This is a genomic window from Parapedobacter lycopersici, assembly GCF_024643285.1.
Classification (GTDB): Bacteria; Bacteroidota; Bacteroidia; order Sphingobacteriales; family Sphingobacteriaceae; genus Parapedobacter; species Parapedobacter lycopersici.
In genome coordinates this window covers 163,395-185,167 of record NZ_JAMSLW010000003.1, presented here as the reverse complement: position 1 = coordinate 185,167, position 21,773 = coordinate 163,395, and the positions used below count along the sequence as shown (strand labels likewise).

Below are 21,773 nucleotides of genomic sequence, written 5' to 3'. Positions count from 1 at the left end.
TTAGTGCATTAACTGTTCATAAATCTGGATATATTTAGCCGTTGACCGGGCCCATGAAAAATCAAGTCCCATGATCCGTTTGCGCAGCTGCTGCAGCTGCTTCTTATTCTGGTATAAGCGTAATGCCCGGCCGATGGCCGTCGCCGCATCTTCAATACCGGCCTGTTGAAATGTGATCCCGTATCCCGCCTCGGTATCGATATCAGGAACAGTATCGCGCAATCCACCCGTGCTCCGTACGACCGGGACGGTGCCGTAACGCATGGCATACAACTGATTCAGCCCGCAGGGTTCAATGCGCGACGGCATGATCAGGAAATCGGATGCGGCATAAATCTGGTGGGCCAGCTGTTCCTGGTATCCAATGTAGACACCAAGCCGGCCACTGTGTTTTTCGCCCAGGTGCCGCATCGCCGTCTCCACAGCTGGATCACCCGATCCCAGCACAACGACCGACAAGCCATCATCCATGTCCGCGAGTACCTGATCAATTAACGGCGGTAGCAAATCCGCGCCCTTCTCTCCTGCAAAACGACCGATATAAGCGAGCAGCGGCATCGAAGCATCCAGGCCAAATGTCCGGCATAAGGATACTTTATTTGCCTTTTTCCCCGATTGCGCGTCGGCAGTGCCGTAGTTACGGTATAGCATCAAATCAGCGGACGGGTCCCATAATGTGGCATCAATGCCATTAACAATGCCTATGCCTTTCTGCTGCTCCAGTTTAAATAACTGTTCCAATCCGTTCGATTGCTCGGCCAATTGGCGGAGGTAGCCTTCGGATACCGCGGTATACACCCAGCAGCATTTAATCAACGCAGCCAGGGGGTTAATCATACCATCCCAATCAAGGAGACCCCATTTCCAGGTGTCAAACGACGGCAGCAGAATGGCCTTATTCCAGCCCATCCATCCCTGATACTCCCCGTTATGGACCGTACCCACCGTGGGAATCTCCTTCAGTGCGGAAAATTGTTCGCAATGATACATGAGAAACGGAACAAGCCCGGCATGATGATCATGGCAATGGATGACGTCGGGTTGGATACCCTCGTCTGCAATCCATTGCAGAAATCCGTGCTGGAATGCCATAAACTGCTCGCTCTCATCTGCATAACCATAGACGTCATCGCGGTCGAGCAGGCCTGGAATTTTCACCAGAAACAGCCCGAATCCGAGCGTATCATGCTGCTCACGATACACTTCAACCGGCAACGGCCGGGAGCCCTGGCGGATGTTTCCCCGATATACCAGATCAAAATCATGGGTATCAACAAACGGTTTATTGTACCAGGGCATGACAACCCAGGCTTCGAACCCCTGTTGCTGCAGGTATTTGGGTAACGCGCCAACAACATCACCCAGCCCGCCAACCTTAGCTACGGGATAGCATTCGGCACTCAGGTGAATCACATGCGGTCTTTTCCGACGTATGGCGATATGTTGCGTTTGTTTCACGTATTTTTCCTTTTAAGAATGAGTCCGCCCAGTGGCGGCAGCGTCAGGTTAGCGGACCACGGTTTGCCCATCCAGCCGACCGCTTCCGCAACGACCGCTTCCAGTTCGATGCCGCTACCAAAGTAGCGGGGATCATCGGTATTCAGCAGCACCTCCCATTCACCGGGGGCGGGCAGGCCGCATCGGTAAAAATAACGCACTACCGGGGTCAGGTTCAATATAATCAACAGTTCTGCCTCGGGTTGATATCCTTTCCGGGTATACGCCAGCACGGAATTGGATGAATCGCCTCCCTCTATCCACTCAAATCCGTCCGGACTGAAACTGTGTTCATAAAGTGCCTGCTCCGTGCGGTAAAGATGGTTCAGCGATTTGATAAACTCAAAAACACCGCGGTGGGGCTCATACTGTAGCAGATGCCAATCGAGCGACTGGTTATGGTTCCATTCGGCCGTCTGTCCGAATTCGCATCCCATAAACAGCAGCTTCGTACCCGGATGGGTAAACATGTACAGGTAAAATGCCCGCAGGTTGGCAAATTTCTGCCATTCATCACCCGGCATCTTATAGATCATTGACCGCTTCCCGTGCACCACTTCATCGTGGGATATCGGCAGCATAAAATTCTCATGAAAAGCATACAGCATGCTGAACGTAAGCTGTGCGTGATGGTGCTGACGGTACAGCGGATCGTGGCCGAAATACGTGAGGCTATCGTGCATCCACCCCATCATCCATTTCATGCCGAAGCCCAGCCCGCCACTGTAGACGGGGCGGCTTACTCCAGGCCATGAAGTCGATTCCTCAGCGATCGTCTGCACATCTGGAAAATGGCCGTATATCGTTTCATTCAGTTCTTTCAGGAAGCCGATGGCTTCCAGGTTTTCCCGTCCCCCATGGATATTGGGAATCCATTCGCCTTCCTTGCGCGAATAATCACGGTAGAGCATGGAAGCCACAGCATCCACACGCAGGCCATCGGCGTGGTACCTTTCCAGCCAGAATATTGCATTGCTGATCAGGAACGACCGCACCTCGTTTCGTCCGTAGTTAAAGATATAGGAACCCCAGTCGGGGTGATACCCCTCCTTCGGGTCGGCATGTTCATACAGGTGCGTACCGTCGAACTGATACAGTCCGTGCGCATCGCCCGGAAAATGTGAGGGTACCCAGTCGAGCAGCACGCCGATACCATTCAGATGCAGCTGCTCAATCAGGTACATCAGATCCTGCGGGGTACCGTATCGGGACGATGCCGCAAAATAACCTGTAGTCTGGTAGCCCCATGACGGATAATAGGGATGTTCCATCACCGGAAGCAGTTCGACATGGGTAAAGCCGGTTTCCTTAATATAGGGGATCAGCTTTTCGGCCACATCCCGGTAACCCAGCAGTCCCGCCGGGTTTTCCGGATCGCGCATCCAGGAGCCAAGGTGCATTTCATACACCGATATCGGTCGATTAAGCCCGTTATATTGATGGCGTTCCTGCATCCATGCTTCATCCGTCCATGTATACCAGGTGGTGGAAACGACGGAAGCGGTACGCGGCGGGATTTCACTCTGCAACGCATAGGGATCGGCCTTTTCCGAAACAGCTCCATGATATGCCCGGATGTGGTATTTGTACAGGTCGCCGAGACCGACGTCGGGGATAAAACCTTCCCATATACCCGAGCCGTCCCACCTGACGTTGAGCGGATGGGCATTGGGATTCCAGCCGTTAAAGCTGCCCACTACCGAAACCGTCTCCCCATTAGGGGCCCACACCGCGAAGTAGGTACCCTGGCGTCCGTTAAGTGAAAGCACATGGGAACCGAACTTTTCGTAAAGCCGATAATGTTTTCCAGCACGGAAAAGACTGACATCAAAATCCGTGAATAACGAATAAACTGCTACCGACATAAACAACAGTTAAACGGATTCAAAATCCGGTGAACAATTTAAATAGGTTAACTGACCATCATCTTCTTAAAGTCTTTTGCCGCGTTTACCAGGCAGGTGCCGTCTGCACTTTGCTCAAACGACACGGGACGATCGTCCACAAGTACCTGCTTCACGGGAAATGGCAATCCAATCAGTTGCAATGTATAGTCTTCATATTTCTCGACGTATAATCCATCCGTCGACTGGCTGATCCGAAGTGTGCTGTCTGTTCCTTTTACCGTAAATTGCTTTTCAAGATAAACCCGCTGCTCATAAGCAAACGTGTCGCCATGGTCTTCATAAAGATACGAATTAATTTCACCGGATACATGATATACCAGCAGGGAAAGTGAGGTGATGGGTTTTTCATGTACATATTGCATCACCGGGTATTGCGGCATGACCGTACCCGCTTTAACGAACATGGGCATTTCATCCAACGGCGTAGCCACTTCATGCTCCCGGCCGCCCTCAAAAACGGCATTGTTCCAGTAGTAGTACCAATTGCCTTCGGGCAGGTATACTGTTTTACTCGCCTGTGCCGGATTCAACACCGGTGAAACCAGGATTTTATCGCCAAAACAAAATTCCTCCTCGCGGTAAATGTTACTGCTGACCCGCTGCTCCAGCATCGTTACCGGACGCAGGATAGGGAAGCCATATTGCGTATGTTCCCAAAAAACGGAATAAATATAAGGCAGCAGCTGATAGCGGAGCTCGATGAATTTCCGGTTAAGCGCTTCGTGCTCCGGCCCGAAACTCCACGGTTCCCGTTCAGCAGTGTCGCCGGCCGAATGGGCACGCATAAACGGCGAAAACACACCAAATTGAATCCACCGGGTAAACAGCTCGGCATCAGGTTCACCGCTGAAACCTCCGATATCGGTACCGCAGAAAGGCATACCCGATACGGATAAGCGCTGCAGCTGCAGCACACCGAGCCGCAGGTGTTCCCAGGTAGCCACGTTATCACCGGTCCACACCGAAGCATAGCGCTGCGCGCCGGCATAAGCCGCCCGGGTGATGGTAAATGGCCGTTTGTTCTGGGACAGTTTCTTTAGGCCCTCATACGTGGCGCGCACCATCTGCATGCCATAGATGTTATGCGCCTTCCGGTGCGAACCCCGGTAGCCATCGTACTGGTGGCGCACGTCGTTAGGGAACGTTCCCCGACCGAATATCGCCGGTTCATTCATATCGTTCCATACGCCCGCCACACCGGCTTCCACCAGCTCGCGGTAGAGTCCGCCCCACCACTCGCGTACCTTAGGGTTGGTAAAATCCGGAAACTGGCAGCGTCCGGGCCACACGTAACCTTCCATAAAATAATCATCGCCACGGCGACAGAAATAGCGGTTTTTCTTTCCCTCCCGGAACACCCAGTAATTTTCATCCACCTTAATCCCGGGATCAATCATCACCACTGTCCGGAAGCCGTCGTCGGCCAGCGCTTTAATCATTTTTTTAGGGTCGGGGAAATAATGCTTATTCCAGGTAAAACAGCGGTAGCCATCCATGTAATCGATATCCAGGTAAATGGCATCACAGGGAATTTTCCGCTCCCGGAAGTTTTTTGCCAGGTCGCGGACCCGGCTCTCCGGATAATAGCTCCAGCGGCACTGGTGATAGCCCAATGCCCAGAGGGGTGGCAGGTAATGGGTGCCGGTAATGCTGTGATAGCGTTTTACCACATCCATCATCTGCGGACCGTGGATGTAATAGTACTGCAATTCACCGCCCTCCGACCAAAAGCTGGTCCGATCCTGCGCTTCCGCAGCGAAATCAAAATAGGTTTTAAACGTATTATCAAAGAAAATACCATAGGCATTGCCCTGGTTGAGGCCGATATAAAAAGGAATGCTCCGGTAAAGCGGGTCCTGTTTGAACTGGAAGGAATAAGTGTCGGAATTCCAGTTTACAAACCTTCCGCCGCGCAGGTTCAGGTGGGTAGGTTTATCCCCCAGGCCGTAAAACGCTTCCTCCGCCGTAGCGGTTTTGGTACAATATACATAATATCCTCCGAAATCGGGATTTTCCTCCCAGTGCATCGGTGCGTGGTCCTGATTAAACACCTCACCCTGCCGGTCTTCAAATGCAATCAGAAAATCGGACTTCCGGACCACACAGGTCACCGTGTTGGTCTTTACCCGGTATGCCTCCTGGTCTTCCTCAACATGATAAACCGACACGTGCTGGTCGGCCGCAGGAACGGCGTATGAAAAATCCTCCAGGAACTGCCCCCGTGGTGCCAGCCGCACCCGGATAATCTCATCGCTCACCACCTTTACTTCCACATAGGCAGCGCCATCCGTAAAATAGTAGTTGTTGTTTTCCTGATAATGACCAGTTACCGGCCCCAGGTAATCCTTTGTAATCTCCGGCAGGTCCAGCACCGGGTTATTGACGTGGTGCACCCCTTCATCCAGCACTGCCGCAGATTGCCCTGCATCATTTTGATCTGTTGGGTCTTCGCCTTGCTGTTTCGTAAAATCCTTTGCCATAAATACTCCTCTTAGTTAAGGCCAAAATACAGTTTTTTGCCGAATTACAACCCGCGTAATTTGGATTGTCTCCATTTACCTTATATATTTGTCCCCAACTTCATTACTATTCATTTATTAATAGAGAACATGCAGGTTGCTTTGGTTCACCACATCCATTTTCATCACCGCCCTTGTGGCGATATGTGATATGTATGTTTCTACGTGAAGCACTTAACCCTGATGTTGATTAATAAATTGAATTCATTGAACCGCTGCCGAAAGGCAATCGGTTCATCGTCCCTAACACATTTACGCTTACATGAAATCTGCATGAATTGTTCCATTCACCAAAGGCCATGAACGACGCAGCGGGTGATCCATTCCGTCACCCTTTCAAGCTGCGGCAGGAACTTGCCTGAATACCGTTGGAAATGACTAACAAGTGAAAAACAATCCATACCGGGCTCATTGCCATAAAAGACAAAATTATACGAATGAAAAACCTGAAAATTGCCATCCAGAAATCGGGAAGGCTTAATGAAAAATCAGTACAACTGCTAAAAAACTGCGGCCTTAGCTTTGAAAATTATAAAAGTTCGTTGATGACCACGGTCGCCAACTTTGCGCTTGAAATTCTGTTTCTCCGCGACGACGACATACCCGAATATGTACAGGATGGTATCGCGGACCTGGGCATTGTCGGCGAAAACGTGATTAATGAAACGGAAGCGGATGTCACTTACCTGCAACGGCTGGGCTTTGGCCGCTGCACGCTCAAGATCGCAATCCCTAACCAAAGCAATGCACAGGAGCTGCGCGACCTGGAAGGCAAGGCAATTGCTACTTCCTACCCGGTTATCCTGAAAAAATTCCTCGACAGCAATGGAATCCATGCCGATATCCGGACCATTTCCGGATCCGTGGAAATATCACCCGGCCTGGGCCTTAGCGATGCCATCTGCGACATCGTGTCCACCGGAGGTACGCTGCGCAGCAACGGGCTCAAGCCGTTTGCCGACGTGCTGTCGTCAGAGGCCATTCTCATCGGACGGGCAGGCATTGCAAATGACCCGATCGTACTGGAGCTTATGCAGCGTATCCAATCGGTATTACGGGCGCAGGAAACCAAATATGTGGTGCTTAATGTGGAACGCGATAACCTGGATGCGATTATCCGGCTGTTACCCGGCGTAAAAAGCCCAACGGTGGTGCCGCTTGCCGAAGAAAACTGGGTTGCTGTACATACGGCTATTGCAGAACAGGATTTCTGGGATAAGATCAATAAGCTTAAAGCGGCCGGTGCACAAGGCATCATCGTCATGCCGGTGGAAAAGATTATTATTTAACGAAGTACCATGCTGACTACCTATCGTTACCGCCAACTGCACGGGGAGTTACTCGAACAGCTGGTTACCCGCAATGCGGACCCCAATCGGGACATTGAAGAATCGGTCCGCCAGATCATTGCTGAAGTGCGCGGTCGCGGTGATGATGCCCTGCGGGCATACGCTGCACGTTTCGACGGTGTTACGCTGACGTCCCTGGTGCTCGACGCGGAAGCGATTGCTACCAGCGCTGCCTCCATCGGACGTACACAGCAACGGGCACTGGAAATCGCCTTCGCCAATATCCACCGGTTCCACTCGGTCCAGCTCAAAAAGGAACGGACGGTCGAAACGATGCCCGGTGTAACCTGCTGGCGGGAACCACGGCCAATCGAGAAAGTGGGGTTGTATATCCCCGGAGGCTCGGCGGTATTACCCAGCACCTTACTTATGCTGGGTATTCCGGCCCGGATTGCCGGTTGTAAAGAAATTGTCGTCTGTTCGCCCCCGCAGGCCGACGGAAAAATCAACGGCTATCTGGCCTATTGCCTGCAGCTGCTCAAAATAGATCGGGTGTACCTTGCCGGAGGCGCCCAGGCTGTCGCGGCCATGGCGTACGGCACTGCCAGCATACCGAAGGTAGATAAGATTTTCGGGCCGGGCAACCAATACGTTACCATGGCTAAAAACCTGGTACAGGGCATGAGCCATGTAAGCATCGATATGCCCGCAGGCCCCTCAGAAGTATTGGTTGTGGCCGACAGCAGCAGCAACCCCGGCTACGTGGCGGCCGACCTGCTGGCCCAGGCCGAACACGGCCCGGACAGCCAGGCCATACTAGTCAGCACCGACCAAACACTGGTGGAACAGGTGCAGGATGCATTGCAGGATCAGCTGCAGCAGTTACCGCGGGCTGATATTGCTAAAAAGGCGCTGGCCAATTCCTACGCGCTGATCTGCGATGACATGGAAGAAGCAATGACATTCAGCAACCACTACGCGCCTGAACACCTGATTATTGAAGTGGACGATTGGCAGCCGCTGATCCGGAAAATCACCAATGCGGGCTCTGTTTTCCTCGGACACCTGACACCCGAAAGCGCCGGGGATTATGCCTCGGGTACCAATCATACGCTGCCTACAAGCGGGTATGCCCGTTCCTATTCTGGCGTATCGGTTGATTCTTTTGTCAAAAAAATCACTTTTCAGCGCATCGATGCGGCAGGCCTGGAAAACATTGGCCCTACCGTTGAAGTACTTGCCGAACTGGAGGGATTGCAGGCGCATAAAAATGCGGTATCGGTGCGGCTGCGCAACCCCTGATCCATGCAGATAAGGCGTCCGGTTTTGGTATAAGATACTTCGGAAATTAACAGAAGTAAACAGGGGGTTGACATAGGTAAATCTCTGTTAACCCCCTGTCAATACCGCATCGGTCCCTCATTAATGCTGGGTAAATCGACTGCCGGCTGCACAGTCATATCAAATACGCTGAAGCACACTCCAGGGGCCGCATGTATTTGATTTGCTAATAAATTTGTGTATTTTTGTAATCAGTTTCCATAACATGGGGTCGACCGGAATTGACAGGATGGAGCCAGTTATGTAAGCATGCAGCGCGTTGTGAGTATGGCGCTTTAATCCTAACTTTCACACTTTTAAATGGCGAAAATAACTACGCCTTAGCTGCCTAATTCAGAATTAGTTTAGCTTTTGTCCCGCCCGCGCTTGGTTCCGTAGCGTAGGCAACCGGGGCATCGAACCACGGAGCTGGTTGGTCTGGCGTTGCGACGGGCCGATGAGAAACAGCAACTAAGGAAAACGGTACAGGCAAGCATCCGGCCTTCCCTTTCCCGACAATCAAACGGAAGCTAAGCATGTAGAAAGCGTACACTGTACCATGTTTGGACGAGGGTTCGAATCCCTCCGACTCCACTTTTAAGCAGCTTATTTTTAATAAGTTACAAAACCAAACTGACCAAAACGCAGACGAAAACAGTCAGGTGAGAACAAAATGGAAATGGCCAAAACTTTACGAACCACCATCCCCTACCGGGGATTGGTTTGTTTGGTTCAAGTATCGTCATCCGCAAACAGGCGCATTCGTCCGGTTCAAGTTTTTCAAGGGTTTTTCTGATTATGATACTAAGACAGCTAAGCGATCGTATGGACGTGACCTGGTTGTCGCAATAAAGGAACTTCTCAAAGAAGGTTGGTCGCCATTCGATGAGCAGGAAACAGAGATCGTTGACGCCGGTAGACCGGTATCATTTTTAATCCACGAATACCTGAATAAACTTGATGTCCGGCCCCGGACGAAGAAGAAGTATGAGACCGAACTTAACCTGTTTAAGACATGGCTTATCAAAAACCACTACGGATCGCTACCGTTGTCGCAGATAACCAAGACAATCGTTACGAATTTTCTTGAGTCACATAAATCAGAGCGAAACTGGAGCGGCAAGACCTACAACCACTACCTAAACGACATTACAACCTTTTTCAATTACTACCACGAGAACTTTGATGACATCGTTCCCAGGGTTCCAACCAAATCGTTAAAAAGAAAGCGAGTTGACCGTCCAGGGAACAAAGCGTTCAATGACTACGAGTTTAAACGGCTCAAGGAGCTTATGCTCGAAAATGGGGATCACCTACTTTATTATTTCTGTTCGTTTGTCTACTATGCGACATTACGAAATGAAGCTGAGGCAAGATTTATAAAAGCTGGTGATTTTAACTTCAAAACGAAAACGTTAAAGATCGATTCAGGAACTGCTAAGAACAGGAGAACGGAATTTATACCCATTTATCCCGAATTCTTGGAATTATTATATGAACTGGGAATTGATAAGATGCCTGCTGATCACTATGTATTCGGGAAACTCGAAGACAAGCGATCCCTGTCCATCAAGAAGTTCGTAATTGGTGCCCCCTACACCGTTGGTGAAGACTTCTTTGCTCGAAAGTTTCGTAAATACAAAAGCGAACTTAGTCTATCCATCCGGGACGGTATTTATTGCTATAAGCATACCCGTGCCGTTCACCTGGGCGAAGACGGCGAAGACCTGTACAAAATTATGAAGCTAATGCGTCATAGAGATTTAGCGACCACAATGATTTACTTGCGGGATTTAGGCATTAATACACAAGGCCACGAGTTTAATAAGGGCAGGAAGTTTTAACTTCCAAACAGCATTGATCTTGTAATTGAGACAAGTAACTCTTTCATGACATCGAGCCCAAGATCGAGACCCTTACTCTTAGCCGTCTCTTTAGCCTTATTCCAAACGTTTTCATTTCTTGCGGAATCCAGAAACTCATGGCCCTGCCAGGTAAGGCGCCTAACATAATACCTTACTCCGTTTGTCTTATTCGCTGTTCGATACGCATTAATCAGGCCGGAATCATATAATAATCCATTATGATAACTTATTTGGTCTTCTGAGTATTCAGGTATTTCTGGCATGTAGAAGTCGGTTTCATCGACGGCATTCTCTTCAGCATCCAATAAGATGCTTCTAATAAGATCCATGTCTCTTTTCATACAGATTAGGCTTTATTCAAATGTAATAGTTTCTTCTTTGGTTGTCAAAACTTATATTGAAAGTATAAAAAGTTTCAGATTTCAATATGGCTGGCAGACCGCTTCTTATCAAATCCCCGGAAATACTTTGGTCCCTATTCGAAGAATACAAAGAATGGGCCAAGAACAATCCTATACTTATCGAAGACTACGTAGGAAAGGATGCTGACCGTGTTATGAGACAGAAACCGCGCGCCCTGACTATGGAAGGGTTTGAGAGCTTCGTTGCGTATAATCCTGATATGCCAATTGGCTTGCAAAATTATTTTGCAAACACAGGCGGCGCATACGAAGAATTTTTGACTATCTGTTCACGCATACGCACCGAAATCAGATCAGATCAGATTGAGGGTGGGATGGCCGGTATTTACAATCCATCGATCACACAGCGGCTGAATGGACTAACAGACAAGTTAGAGCAAACCAATGTCGGGGACGGAATTAAGGTTGAAATAATAAGAAAGAAATGACAACGCAGGTTGAGGTATTCAAACACCAGGAAGATTTTCTGTTTTCTGAAGCCAAACACACCGGCCTGATCGGTGGGTACGGATCTGGAAAGTCATTCGCTGGTGTGCTTAAAACCTGCTTAAAAAAAATAGAATACAATCAAATACCAGTCGCTTACTATTTACCCACTTACGGACTGATCAAAGATATTGCTTTCCCGAAATTTGCTGAGCAATTAACAAGGTTCGGCATTCAGTACACCATCAACCGGACCGACAAGGACATTACCACGCCGTTCGGAATGATTTATCTTCGAAGCATGGATAACCCTGAATCAATCGTGGGGTATGAGGTTGGGTATTCGCTTATTGACGAGACAGACATCCTGCCAACGGATAAGATGACGGACGTATTTGCAAAGATTATCGCCCGTAACCGGTTGAAGCTACCGAATGGCGATATTAATAAAACAGATGTTGTTGGCACGCCGGAAGGATTTAAATGGGCATACCGGTTTTTCGTAAAGGATAAATCACCGGATCGGGTAATCATAAACGGGAAAACAAAAGATAACACTACACTTCCAAGCGAGTACATGAAGACGTTGCAAGATGTGTATTCACCCGAGCAGCTGGATGCGTATCTTGATGGTAAATTCGTTAACCTAACTTCCGGTACTGTTTACCGCTCATTCAACCGGTTTGAAAATCACACGGATCGAGAAGCCGACGACCGGGATGTGCTTCATATCGGTATGGACTTCAACGTAACGAATATGCACGCCACTATCATCGTATCGCAGGCGGGCACCAATCATGTAGTAGACGAGGTTGTGAAAGCATACGATACTTTTGAGATGTGTGGCATCATCCGGGAACGGTACCCTAACAATCAGATAGTGGTTTATCCCGACGCGGCCGGGGGCTCACGCAAGACATCTGGGAAGTCTGACCACGACATATTGAAGCAGCACGGGTTTAAATTGCGCGTTGGAGCAAAGAACCCATTTGTGCGCGACCGGGTTAATGCGGTTAATTCAGCGTTCATGAACGGAACATTATTCATAAACACTAGCCGATGCCCTACGCTTACCGAGGCTTTGGAAAACCAAGCCTACAACGCCAACGGAGAACCAGACAAAACAACCGGATACGACCACATAAACGAGTCGTTAGGGTATTTCGTTACGGGGGTTACGGTTCAAAGAAAAGTCAAAGCATCATTCAGTTACTAATGAAATTATTATACGTCATATTGATTATTCAGGCCGCGTTAATAGCGGTAAAGATTTTTGGTTTAGTTTACCATAATTGGTTAATAGTGTTTCTTCCGATTGAGGCGGTAGCATTGTTTTCATTAACGGTATTAGTGATCGCAACAATTAAGTATGCGCGTAAAAGATCTAATTAAGGGGGTCGAAGTTTCGGAATTCAACGTACTGTTAAAGCATGTGCGACCGAGCGATAGTTACGGGGGGATAAAAGTGCCAGAGATAACTACGTGGAGATACTGTGATGTAATAGACTTTGTGAGCGACGGTACGGTTTCTGGGATAGCAGCTAAAGTGCTTAAGTGTACAGAAGAAGAGTTAATGGAAATGCCAGGGAAAGGCTTCCTTTCCTTATTGAAGCATCTGAAAAATGAAGCTGATAAGATCGGAAAGCTGGAAGATCAGTTGAAAAGTGATCCCGATCCGGATTTGATGTCGGCCGGAATTGAAAAGTTGAACCCATTTGGAGTGATGACGGTGTACTATTCAATTAGTAGTGATCCCCGTGACTGGGATGAAATAAGCGAGTTGCCTTACAATAAATTATGGACTAGGTTAATGATAGATAAAATAAATAAAGAGGTGCAGAAAGAGTACGACAGGATTATGCAATGGAAAACTAAGAATAAGTAATGAATATAGTATACGCGATAAACAAAGAGATTGGCAAGTTAAATGATGAGGCTAAATGCGGACTCTGCTGGGTGTTTGTGCCTTCGGGCAGGTCAGACTACTTCAATTCCGTGAAATTGCGAGATGGACAGGAGTGTTGCGTGTACGTGGCAATGCTTGATTTACAGCTCAGGGCAGGCTATGAGATCAGAAACGAATTCGTGACCAAGAGGTACTGCGATTGGACGGTTCAGTTGTTCGCCGGTATTCCGTCCCGGATTGATATTCAATACTACAACGAGAACCTCGATCATCCGGCCAGCGAAGGAAAGTACGAGAAGTACATCAAACATATATTCGATTGCTTTGGGTGCAGCTGTTTTGAGCTTGACTTATGTGATATTGAAAACTGTAAAGGTGAAACAACAGTGGAGGTGATCAGCTGGCAACTTAGGCAGAAGTTGAATTATCAGGATTTGAATTTAGACGGGGCGTTGATAACAGGAACGTTTAGAGAATGGTTGTCATGAAAACAATATTTAAAACAGGATTCGCATTAGTGGTCACATTGGGTTACTTGGCATGGGCTGTTTGGTGCTATAAGGAATTTGGTGCGGAAATGACACCTGAATGCTTGGGATCGTGGTCATTTATGGTTTTATGCAAGTTGATTGTAGGGGTATTCGTAAACGGATTTTGGGAATCGTCGTTTAATGATGACTATGGTATGCCTATGATGCGAAATCCGTTGAAACCACCAAACAAATACACTAAGGGCGATTACTAACCTGGTTAAACGGCTCAATAAACGATGTTTTTAAAAAGTTTAAAATACACTAAGTAATGTATGACATCCCCGAATCGATTGTAATGGATGCGCTAAATAAAGCGATAGATGTTTTGATTGAAAGGCATCGTGAGCTTGGCATGGAGGCGACTGGAGAATGGATCAGCAGCTTAGAGGCGAGAGCCGGCCATAATTCCGGGGAGATATGGGGGGCGCACTATACCGAACAATTGGTGTTTGGCCGTGGACCTGGAAACCGGCCTCCGATAGCTCCGTTGGAGCGATGGGCAAAAGCCAAATTTGGAGTATCCGGTAAAGAGGCAACGAGCATGGCGTTTGCAGTCGCCAACAAAATAGCATCGGAGGGTACGACATGGCATCAAAAGGGCGGAAGTGATTTGCTCGAAGTATTTGAAGACCCAAAGGTGGTTGAAACCTTTTTTTATCAGATCGGAGCATATTTAACAATGACCGTGGCTGATGAACTAACAAGATCATTAAAAGAATTAGCAGCATGATTGATGTGTCCGCATTACTCATTTCGGACTTATTGTTAGTTGCTATGCTGTACACAGGTAAATTGGTTGTAGAATTTATTGATAAAATATCTGAGGACTTATGATTGCTGGACTCGAAGGCGACTACTACTGTGCGCACAATCCCATACCGGTTGAGGTTACCAACCCCTCCCCTTTTCTGTTTCTTCAGATCAGAGTTGGCGGTATTGATTTGATAGAATCTCCTCCGGTGTTTTACCCGATTGGAGGCATATACAAAATTGATCTATCGGCGTGGGTTCGTCAGTTCTTGACTCCATTTGGGGAACAGCACACATATACCGATGTAGCAACCATTTATGCTCAAGAATATGTAAAGACAATGGAGGTAGCATTTGTAGATGGTTCTGGAGAAGAGGAGGCTGCTACAAGAAAATTCGTCCATTGTGCATTGAATAGTTATTCACTGTCGACTTATGATGATGACTGCTGTATTAAAATTTGGAAATGCTACCCGTTCAGCGCGCCTATTGGTGGATGGGATGACAGGGTCTTAGTTATACCCGATGAAGATCCGGATCTCGATATCTGCGGGTGCGTTGATTTCGACGAATCGTGCTGTAAGGGCGTTTATCTGAAATGGCTAAATGCAAAGGGATATTACTCCTATTGGCTGTTTCCCAATTTTGCAACGATAGCTCGTGAAGGGGAAGAAATATTCCGGACACCTAGAAACGTATTTGATCCAAACCGCACATCCAATGAGGACACGGTGGGATTCGACACCAAAGAAACGATAGAAGTTAGGGATAAGATCCCGGCACCGTATTGGGATCAACTTAAAACGCTTGTCGGAAGCCCAGAAGTTTACATGCTTAGCCCATTATGGGAGGTTGGGTCTGACGAAGCTAAACCTGAAGACTGGATAAAAATTATTCAGGACAATCCCAAATTTGAGCGAAACACCAAAAACAACTGTGCTGAATTCACAATGGAATTCAATATGCCCATTGTTTTTACACAGAAAAGTATATGAGTGCACAGTTGGTCATACAGGACAGGATAATCGATTTGGATGAGCCGATCAATTACAACTTTCAGGTGGGGGATATCGCTGAGATCAGTCTCAGTAAGTCAACCTACACGAGTACATTCAAGATACCGAGAACTTCTGATATTGTTGAGTTTTTCGAGGGCCTTGGTGTGCCTGGTGACAGAAGCGGGGCACCATATAGAATAAACAATGTGACACTGATGGATGAATACGTCCCAATTATGCCTAATGGGGTTTTAGTATTCATGAGAACGGATAACCTTTATTACAATGTTACAGTAATTTCCGGATCGTTCGATTTCTTTACACAGATTGGTGAGACCAGGTTTTCAGATATCGACATAAGTGAAATAATGCATGATAAATCACTGGATGTGGTATCTAATAAAATTTCAGGTCTAATACTGTATCCATACGGCGGTTTTTATACATACGGATTTGCAAATTTTGGGGGTACACCACATTACACAGTAGGCGGCGGGAACGTAATAGTAAATATCGATTCTATGGCCCCATTGGTAACGGCCAAATATTTATGGGATAAGATATTTGAATCGTTTCCAATGTTCACATTTTCAGGTGACTTCTATAATTCATCTGACTTCCAACAACTTTGGGTAACGTTCCCATACGACAGCTTCATTAGGTCTGGGTCCAAAATCCACTCCATTTCTTTACAAAAAACGTCATGGGGGCAATTTGTGCCGGCTGACACCCCAATATCTGGGTATCAGCCCTGGACCAATATTAGTTACGGAGAAATTAACTTTCTTCCCCTTAATGATAATTGGCAACTTAGGTGTGAACATGATGGGGTTTATGAAATTGATATCACACAATTCCATGCGTGGGGGGATTATTTCGTAACAGCCCAAAGAGATTCAATACTGCTTTCGATTACAAGAAATGGAAACGAGATTGCCTTAATAACGAGCCTACAAAACGCACAAGATGGATACTCTGATAAGCGATATATTAGCTTAGTTGCCGGTGATTTCATAGATTTTATCTTGTTGCGCGTGGAGGATAAGCCATCGGCATTTGTTGTGGTACAATTATTTGACCTATCGATTAGCATCCAAAAAGTATCTTCGGATGACGAAACAAAGAAGAAAGTATTCGGATTGCAGCTTAAGGCCTTTATAAAAGAAATTATGTGGAGGTATGGGCTTTTGTCTTTCGTTGACAATGGCCATATAGATTTTGTAAGGATTGGAAACATTATAAATTCAATAGAAATTGTTGATTGGTCTAGTAGGTTCGCTGGCAGGACGGATGAAGAGTATAGTTTGGGATACAACCAGAACAACTGGATGCGCCATAAATATACCGAAGATGATGCTGATTACTATGACAAAAACATAGCTGTATCAAATCCAAATTTACCCGTTGAAAGAACAATTATACAAAGTAATTTCTTTGCTCCTGTTGAATCGACGGCCAGATTTAGAACAAGGGATGAATCGTTCATCTTGGCAACCGAATTTCCAACATTTGAAAGGTCTAATTCGGAGACGCCCAACGAATATAAGGTTCAAAACAGAAATTTCTTTGCCAGGGTCAAGGCTATAAACCTATCGTACCGAATAGGAAGTGGCAGTATGGGTGGGGCAATCGAAGCCAACTCGGAAACTACTCACGTAGTAGATTATGAAAACTTACCTTTTTCAGAAAACCCATACTACAAGGACTTATACAAAATGTTAGACTTTACTAGGGTACATAGGATTAATCTTCGTTTATCGCCTGTCGACATTAATCAACTCTCATTAAAGAAGCTATACTATTTTGAACAGGAAGGTGCGTTCTACATGTTAAATAAGCTTCAATTTAAAAAAGGTGAAATTGCAAGAGGAGAGTTTATCAAGATAAACGAGTCAGTGCAGTATGTCAGGGGGGTAAAAATATTCACGACACAGTCAACCGATGCAAATTTTGAATTTGAATTGGCAACAACAGCTCCCGTTATAGTTGAGGCAAGGATTGGCAGTGAGACAATAAGCAGCACGGATCTTTCTACTAATTCAACAAAGCAGCTCGATCTTTCGTCATCGATCGGTAGCGTGGAAATCTTCGTAGTTGGATCTTACGGCTCTGCTCACATTCTTTCTGCGCCAGGCAAGCAAATAACAGAGGTTGGTCTAAGCAAGCTATCGGAACTTAAAAATGTGGATCTTTCGGACAACTTAATTTCTGAAGTAGATGTATCATCGAATCCGTTGATTGAGATATTGAACGTGTCTCAGAATTCGCTTAATGAGTTGGTAGTTGATTCACTCCCCGACCTTATAAATCTTAATGCTTCCAGCAACAATTTATCTTCTATCAATTTAAGCCAAAACCCTTTGCTGGAATTTTTGGAGATTGACAACAATGATATATCCAGCCTTTCTATTTCCGAGAATGATAACATTAAGTGGTGTTTGGCAGCAGATAATGATTTATCGTATGTTAACTTCACAGGTAAATCACAATTGGTTTGGATCAGACTCAACAATAATTCAATCGGGTCTATTGATCTTGGTGATTGCCCGGCACTAACCAGGCTTGATATAAACAGCAATTATTTGAATAGCATAAGTTTATTAAGCAACACGCTGCTTGAGGTAGTTGACGTATCGTCCAACAATTTATCATCGCTTGATACATCAGGCTTAACACAATTGAATACTATGTATGCTTCAGCAAACAATTTAACCGGGGTGTCGCTGGACAACAATACGGGCTTGAAGGCTATACAGATTGCGGAGAATAACTTACTGTCGCTTAACATCTTTAATTTAACCCAACTGGAGGCGCTTGACTGTACCAAGAATCCAAACCTACCCGGATTTAACGTTTCCAACAATAGTCAACTCACTGATCTAAGGTGCGGAGAATGCGCATTTACTGCCGATACCGGCGATCCGTCAATAATTGATGCCGTTATCCAACAGATGGATAGCAACATCACTTCAGGGGGGGTGCTTCATTACGATGCCAACCCTCCTATGGGTATACAGCCTACACCGGCCTCCTTGCCCGCTTATAATAGTTTAGTTTCAAAAGGGTGCGATTTACAGGGGAAAATACCAGCATAACGCCATGGCAGAGAAAATAAATTTAGCTTCATTCGACATTGATGTCGATTCACTGATAAAGGATACTATATCCGTCAAGCAGCGCATTGACGAGATAAAAGAGGAAATGAAGGAAATGACGAAAGCCGGCAAAACGTCTTCCGAAGCTTTCATTAATAACGCAGTATCTCTTAAGGAACTTAACAAAGAATACAACTCTCAGATTAAGGTTCTCGGTGAGATTAATTCGGCGACCGGGAAAACAATTCCCTTGCAGCAGCAGCTCGATTCAATTATGCAACGGGAGGTAAAGACAATAAATGATTTGCGTAAACAAAACAGCGACCTGTTAAAAACTAGAAATAATGTAAATATTGCAACCGAAGAAGGTCAGCGGCAATTAAAGCTAATAAATGATCAACTAGACGCAAACACCACTTTAATAAAAGAAAATGTCAGTGAACGTGAAAAGGAGCAGATGAGCATCGGTGGATATACTAACGCCATAAAAGAAGCTATTAAAGAAACAGGCTTGATGAACCAAGTAATGGGACAATCATCTGGGATAGCTTCAAATGTTCAAGTTGTGTTCCAGTCGTTTACCCCCATATTTAATCAATTCAATACGGAGATAACTAATATTTACAACGGTTTCAGAAATGCTACAAAGGCGACTGAGGAAATGACCGCTTCCCAAAAATTGTTAGCAGCGGCTGCAAATATAACAACCAATTCGTTTAAACTGCTTAGGCTAGCCATTATATCCACTGGAATTCTTGCTATAGTAGTTGCCATTGGTTCTTTAGTTGCTTATCTGCAAAGTAGTGAGGCGGCAACAAATAAGTTAAGCAGGGCATTTAGTTCTATCGGTGGGGTTATAAACCGAGTTTTAAAATATTTATACCCTCTTGGCGAGTTTATATTGGACACTCTAATCACTGCGTTTAATAAGTTGGGAGATGTTGCGTTAAGCACTCTTAGCGCAATTTCAAACGGATTAGCCGCTCTGGGATTCGACAACGCTGCAAATAATGTTAAAAGGTTTTCTCAGGAAATGATAAGAGCGTCAAAGGAGGCTCAGGCACTTTCTGAGGCTGAGGCAAAATTGGCAGTTGAACAAAGAAAGGCGAACGCTACCCAACTGGAGTACCAAAGACAAGCAGAGAGGTTAAGGCAAACAAGGGATGACGAAAACCTGTCTGTTAATGAAAGAATAACCGCTAATGAAAGATTAGGAGAAGTACTAAAGGAACAGTTGGCCGCCGAGAAACAAATAGCGCTTCAGGCGTTAGCTGTTGCTAATTTAAGGTTGGCTTATGATGGCGAAAATGAGAAAAATTTAAACGCCCAGGCTGAGGCGATGGAGCGAATTTTAGATATAGAAGAGAGAATCACCGGCCAACAATCTGAACAACTTACGAACAGAGTCCAACTACAAAAGGACGCAGCGCAGCAAGCAATAGATGCTGCACAAAAAAGAATTGATTCTATGAATGAAGAATTGGATCTTTTTGTTGCCCAACAGAGCGTTAGAGCAAAGTCATTAGAAGAAGAGCTTAGGCTTGAAACAGACATCAGCGAACGAAAAAAAGATATACTTCAACAGGAGCTCGATTCAAAATTAATATCACAAAAGAAATACGAGGCCGAAATACTGAAAATACAAAATGAATTAGCCATCAGTCAGGCCAATGTGGCTGTGGAGGCAGCTCGACGGGAATTGGCGAATACTGAAAATAGGGTCGAAATAGAACGAAGCATAAACAGGGCGGTTACCGAAGAACGCTTCAATTCTCTCAAACAGCAAGAGGAAGAGATTCGTGAAGCCCGGGCATCGTATGAATACATTAGGCTATCCGAAGGGTTGATAACCGAGGAGGAATACCAGGACGCTGTTAGAAAAATACGTCTGGACTCCGAGAAGAACATACAGGCTTTAACACAGGATCTGAAAGCGACACAGGCGGAACAAAGAGAGCTAGATTTTGAGGCGCAACTCCTCGCTATGGAGGAAATGGGGGCGTCTGTTTTTGATATCCAATCTAAGCAAATAGAACAGCAGCGCGAACGGGACATAGTAGCAGCCCGACAGAAATATACTGATGAAGCTATGCTGGAGCAGGCTATATTAAACATCAATCAACAGGCGGCAAACGCTCAAACGTTACTTGCGCAAGATCGTGATTCGGCAATTTTGGACAGCAAGATTCAATTATTATCAGCAGTATCACAAATTTTAGGTCAGGAGACCTTACTTGGTAAGGCTGTTGCTATTGCCCAAGCAACAATGAACACATACCAGGGTGCAACAAGAGCGCTAGCAACACTCCCCCCGCCAGCAAGCTTCATTGCTGCTGGGGCAACTATTGTAAGCGGACTTTCATCTGTGGCAAAGATAGTCGGCATAGGTGCTAATGTACAGAAACCGTCTATACCAAATTCAGCAAACACAGCAACCCCCGAACAAACGGTAGTTGCTATAAATGCCGTTCCGCCATTTGCTACTGGCGGTATAGTTAAAGGGGGTGTGCCGATCAACAGATCCAACGGAGACAACGTGTTGATAACCGCCAGGAAAGGCGAGGTTGTTCTCAATGAGAACCAGCAACGGGCTATCGGAATTGGTGCTTTAAAGATAGCTGGAGTACCGGGGTTTGCAACCGGCGGAGTGATTGGGTCTTCCAATATTACAAGCGTGCAGAATATCATCAACAATCGGATGGACGCAATATTTGTCGAGACCATTAGCGAAGCAGTACGGGAAGGCGCACAATCCGGATCTGCGTCAGGAACACAACAAGGAATAGTAGATCTTAGCTCGGAAAGATACATACAAACATTAGCATCGGTATAATGAGTAAGTTGGATAGCATAAAAAAGAAACTAGCTAACATCAACGCGGCTGGTATTGTAGAGGGAGTCATTTGTAAGGCAACCGGAAGCATGGACGGCGTAGCCCATGATCGAGCTAAAATATGTGCCGGATGCGATATGAACCAGCCGGAGCCAATAGATGAATTGGCGGTAAATGATGATATCGAAGTTATAAGTAAAAGGTATTGCGAAGCATGCGGGTGCGCACTTCCGTATCTGTTGAGACAAAATCGGAAAAAATGCAAGTTGGGAAAATGGTAGCAGCAAACTATATCGAGAAGAACATAGACGTGTTCAAGTCAATGGTGAAAATCGGGGCCGTTCCGGCCTCCTATCTCAACTATTATCGTATCTACTGCGTATACTCAACAACGACCAATATGAAATGCAGAA

The 21,773-nt window shown here is 46.2% G+C and carries 15 protein-coding genes and 1 other RNA gene; 12 read left to right on the top strand and 4 right to left on the bottom strand.

What is annotated here, in order from left to right:
- The 3 genes from NEV57_RS07645 to NEV57_RS07635 are packed head-to-tail and all read right to left on the bottom strand — an operon-like array spanning window position 1 to window position 5,884.
- Window positions 1–1,458, bottom strand: coding sequence for a glycogen synthase (locus tag NEV57_RS07645; RefSeq protein ID WP_257657720.1), 1,458 nt, complete (start codon window positions 1,456–1,458; stop codon window positions 1–3).
- Window positions 1,455–3,362: a 1,4-alpha-glucan branching protein GlgB gene (gene glgB / locus NEV57_RS07640; protein ID WP_257657719.1), complete on the bottom strand. Its 1,908-nt coding sequence runs from the start codon at window positions 3,360–3,362 to the stop codon at window positions 1,455–1,457. The genes NEV57_RS07645 and glgB overlap by 4 nt, the downstream gene beginning before the upstream one ends.
- A gap of 47 nt (window positions 3,363–3,409) precedes the next feature.
- Complete coding sequence (locus NEV57_RS07635; RefSeq protein WP_257657718.1) at window positions 3,410–5,884, bottom strand: glycoside hydrolase family 31 protein; 2,475 nt, start codon at window positions 5,882–5,884, stop codon at window positions 3,410–3,412.
- Window positions 5,885–6,360: 476 nt separating this feature from the next.
- Between NEV57_RS07635 and hisG the strand changes: the two genes are divergently transcribed.
- The 4 genes from hisG (at window position 6,361) to NEV57_RS07615 (ending at window position 10,376) form a co-directional block, all read left to right on the top strand.
- Window positions 6,361–7,212 carry an ATP phosphoribosyltransferase gene (gene hisG, locus NEV57_RS07630; RefSeq protein ID WP_257657717.1) on the top strand — a complete coding sequence of 284 codons (852 nt, stop codon included), beginning with the start codon at window positions 6,361–6,363 and terminating at the stop codon, window positions 7,210–7,212.
- A gap of 9 nt (window positions 7,213–7,221) precedes the next feature.
- Window positions 7,222–8,514: a histidinol dehydrogenase gene (gene hisD / locus NEV57_RS07625; protein ID WP_257657716.1), complete on the top strand. Its 1,293-nt coding sequence runs from the start codon at window positions 7,222–7,224 to the stop codon at window positions 8,512–8,514.
- A gap of 246 nt (window positions 8,515–8,760) precedes the next feature.
- Window positions 8,761–9,129, top strand: a transfer-messenger RNA (tmRNA) gene (ssrA, locus tag NEV57_RS07620).
- Entirely contained in the window at window positions 9,096–10,376 is a 1,281-nt protein-coding gene (locus NEV57_RS07615; protein WP_257657715.1) for a tyrosine-type recombinase/integrase, read from the top strand. The genes ssrA and NEV57_RS07615 overlap by 34 nt, the downstream gene beginning before the upstream one ends.
- Here NEV57_RS07615 and NEV57_RS07610 read toward each other — a convergent pair.
- Window positions 10,373–10,738 carry a DUF2513 domain-containing protein gene (locus NEV57_RS07610; protein WP_257657714.1) on the bottom strand — a complete coding sequence of 122 codons (366 nt, stop codon included), beginning with the start codon at window positions 10,736–10,738 and terminating at the stop codon, window positions 10,373–10,375. The genes NEV57_RS07615 and NEV57_RS07610 overlap by 4 nt on opposite strands.
- An 86-nt stretch (window positions 10,739–10,824) precedes the next feature.
- Between NEV57_RS07610 and NEV57_RS07605 the strand changes: the two genes are divergently transcribed.
- From NEV57_RS07605 to NEV57_RS07570, 8 genes are all read left to right on the top strand, one after another.
- Window positions 10,825–11,247 carry a DNA-packaging protein gene (locus NEV57_RS07605; RefSeq protein WP_257657713.1) on the top strand — a complete coding sequence of 141 codons (423 nt, stop codon included), beginning with the start codon at window positions 10,825–10,827 and terminating at the stop codon, window positions 11,245–11,247.
- Complete coding sequence (locus NEV57_RS07600; protein WP_257657712.1) at window positions 11,244–12,461, top strand: phage terminase large subunit; 1,218 nt, start codon at window positions 11,244–11,246, stop codon at window positions 12,459–12,461. Before NEV57_RS07605 ends, NEV57_RS07600 begins: the two co-directional genes overlap by 4 nt.
- A gap of 153 nt (window positions 12,462–12,614) precedes the next feature.
- On the top strand, window positions 12,615–13,130 hold the full coding sequence (locus NEV57_RS07595) for a hypothetical protein (RefSeq protein WP_257657711.1): 516 nt from the start codon (window positions 12,615–12,617) through the stop codon (window positions 13,128–13,130).
- Window positions 13,130–13,639 carry a hypothetical protein gene (locus tag NEV57_RS07590; RefSeq protein ID WP_257657710.1) on the top strand — a complete coding sequence of 170 codons (510 nt, stop codon included), beginning with the start codon at window positions 13,130–13,132 and terminating at the stop codon, window positions 13,637–13,639. The genes NEV57_RS07595 and NEV57_RS07590 overlap by 1 nt, the downstream gene beginning before the upstream one ends.
- Before the next feature lie 313 nt (window positions 13,640–13,952).
- Window positions 13,953–14,414, top strand: a complete 462-nt coding sequence (locus NEV57_RS07585) for a hypothetical protein (protein ID WP_257657709.1) — start codon at window positions 13,953–13,955, stop codon at window positions 14,412–14,414.
- Between the two features lie 100 nt (window positions 14,415–14,514).
- The gene (locus NEV57_RS07580) at window positions 14,515–15,429 is read left to right on the top strand and encodes a hypothetical protein (RefSeq protein WP_257657708.1); all 915 of its coding nucleotides are present in this window, start codon (window positions 14,515–14,517) and stop codon (window positions 15,427–15,429) included.
- Window positions 15,426–18,527 (top strand): leucine-rich repeat domain-containing protein, encoded by a 3,102-nt coding sequence (locus NEV57_RS07575; protein WP_257657707.1) that lies wholly within the window; start codon window positions 15,426–15,428, stop codon window positions 18,525–18,527. Before NEV57_RS07580 ends, NEV57_RS07575 begins: the two co-directional genes overlap by 4 nt.
- Before the next feature lie 4 nt (window positions 18,528–18,531).
- Complete coding sequence (locus NEV57_RS07570) at window positions 18,532–21,360, top strand: coiled-coil domain-containing protein (protein WP_257657706.1); 2,829 nt, start codon at window positions 18,532–18,534, stop codon at window positions 21,358–21,360.
- Window positions 21,361–21,773: the final 413 nt, after the last annotated feature.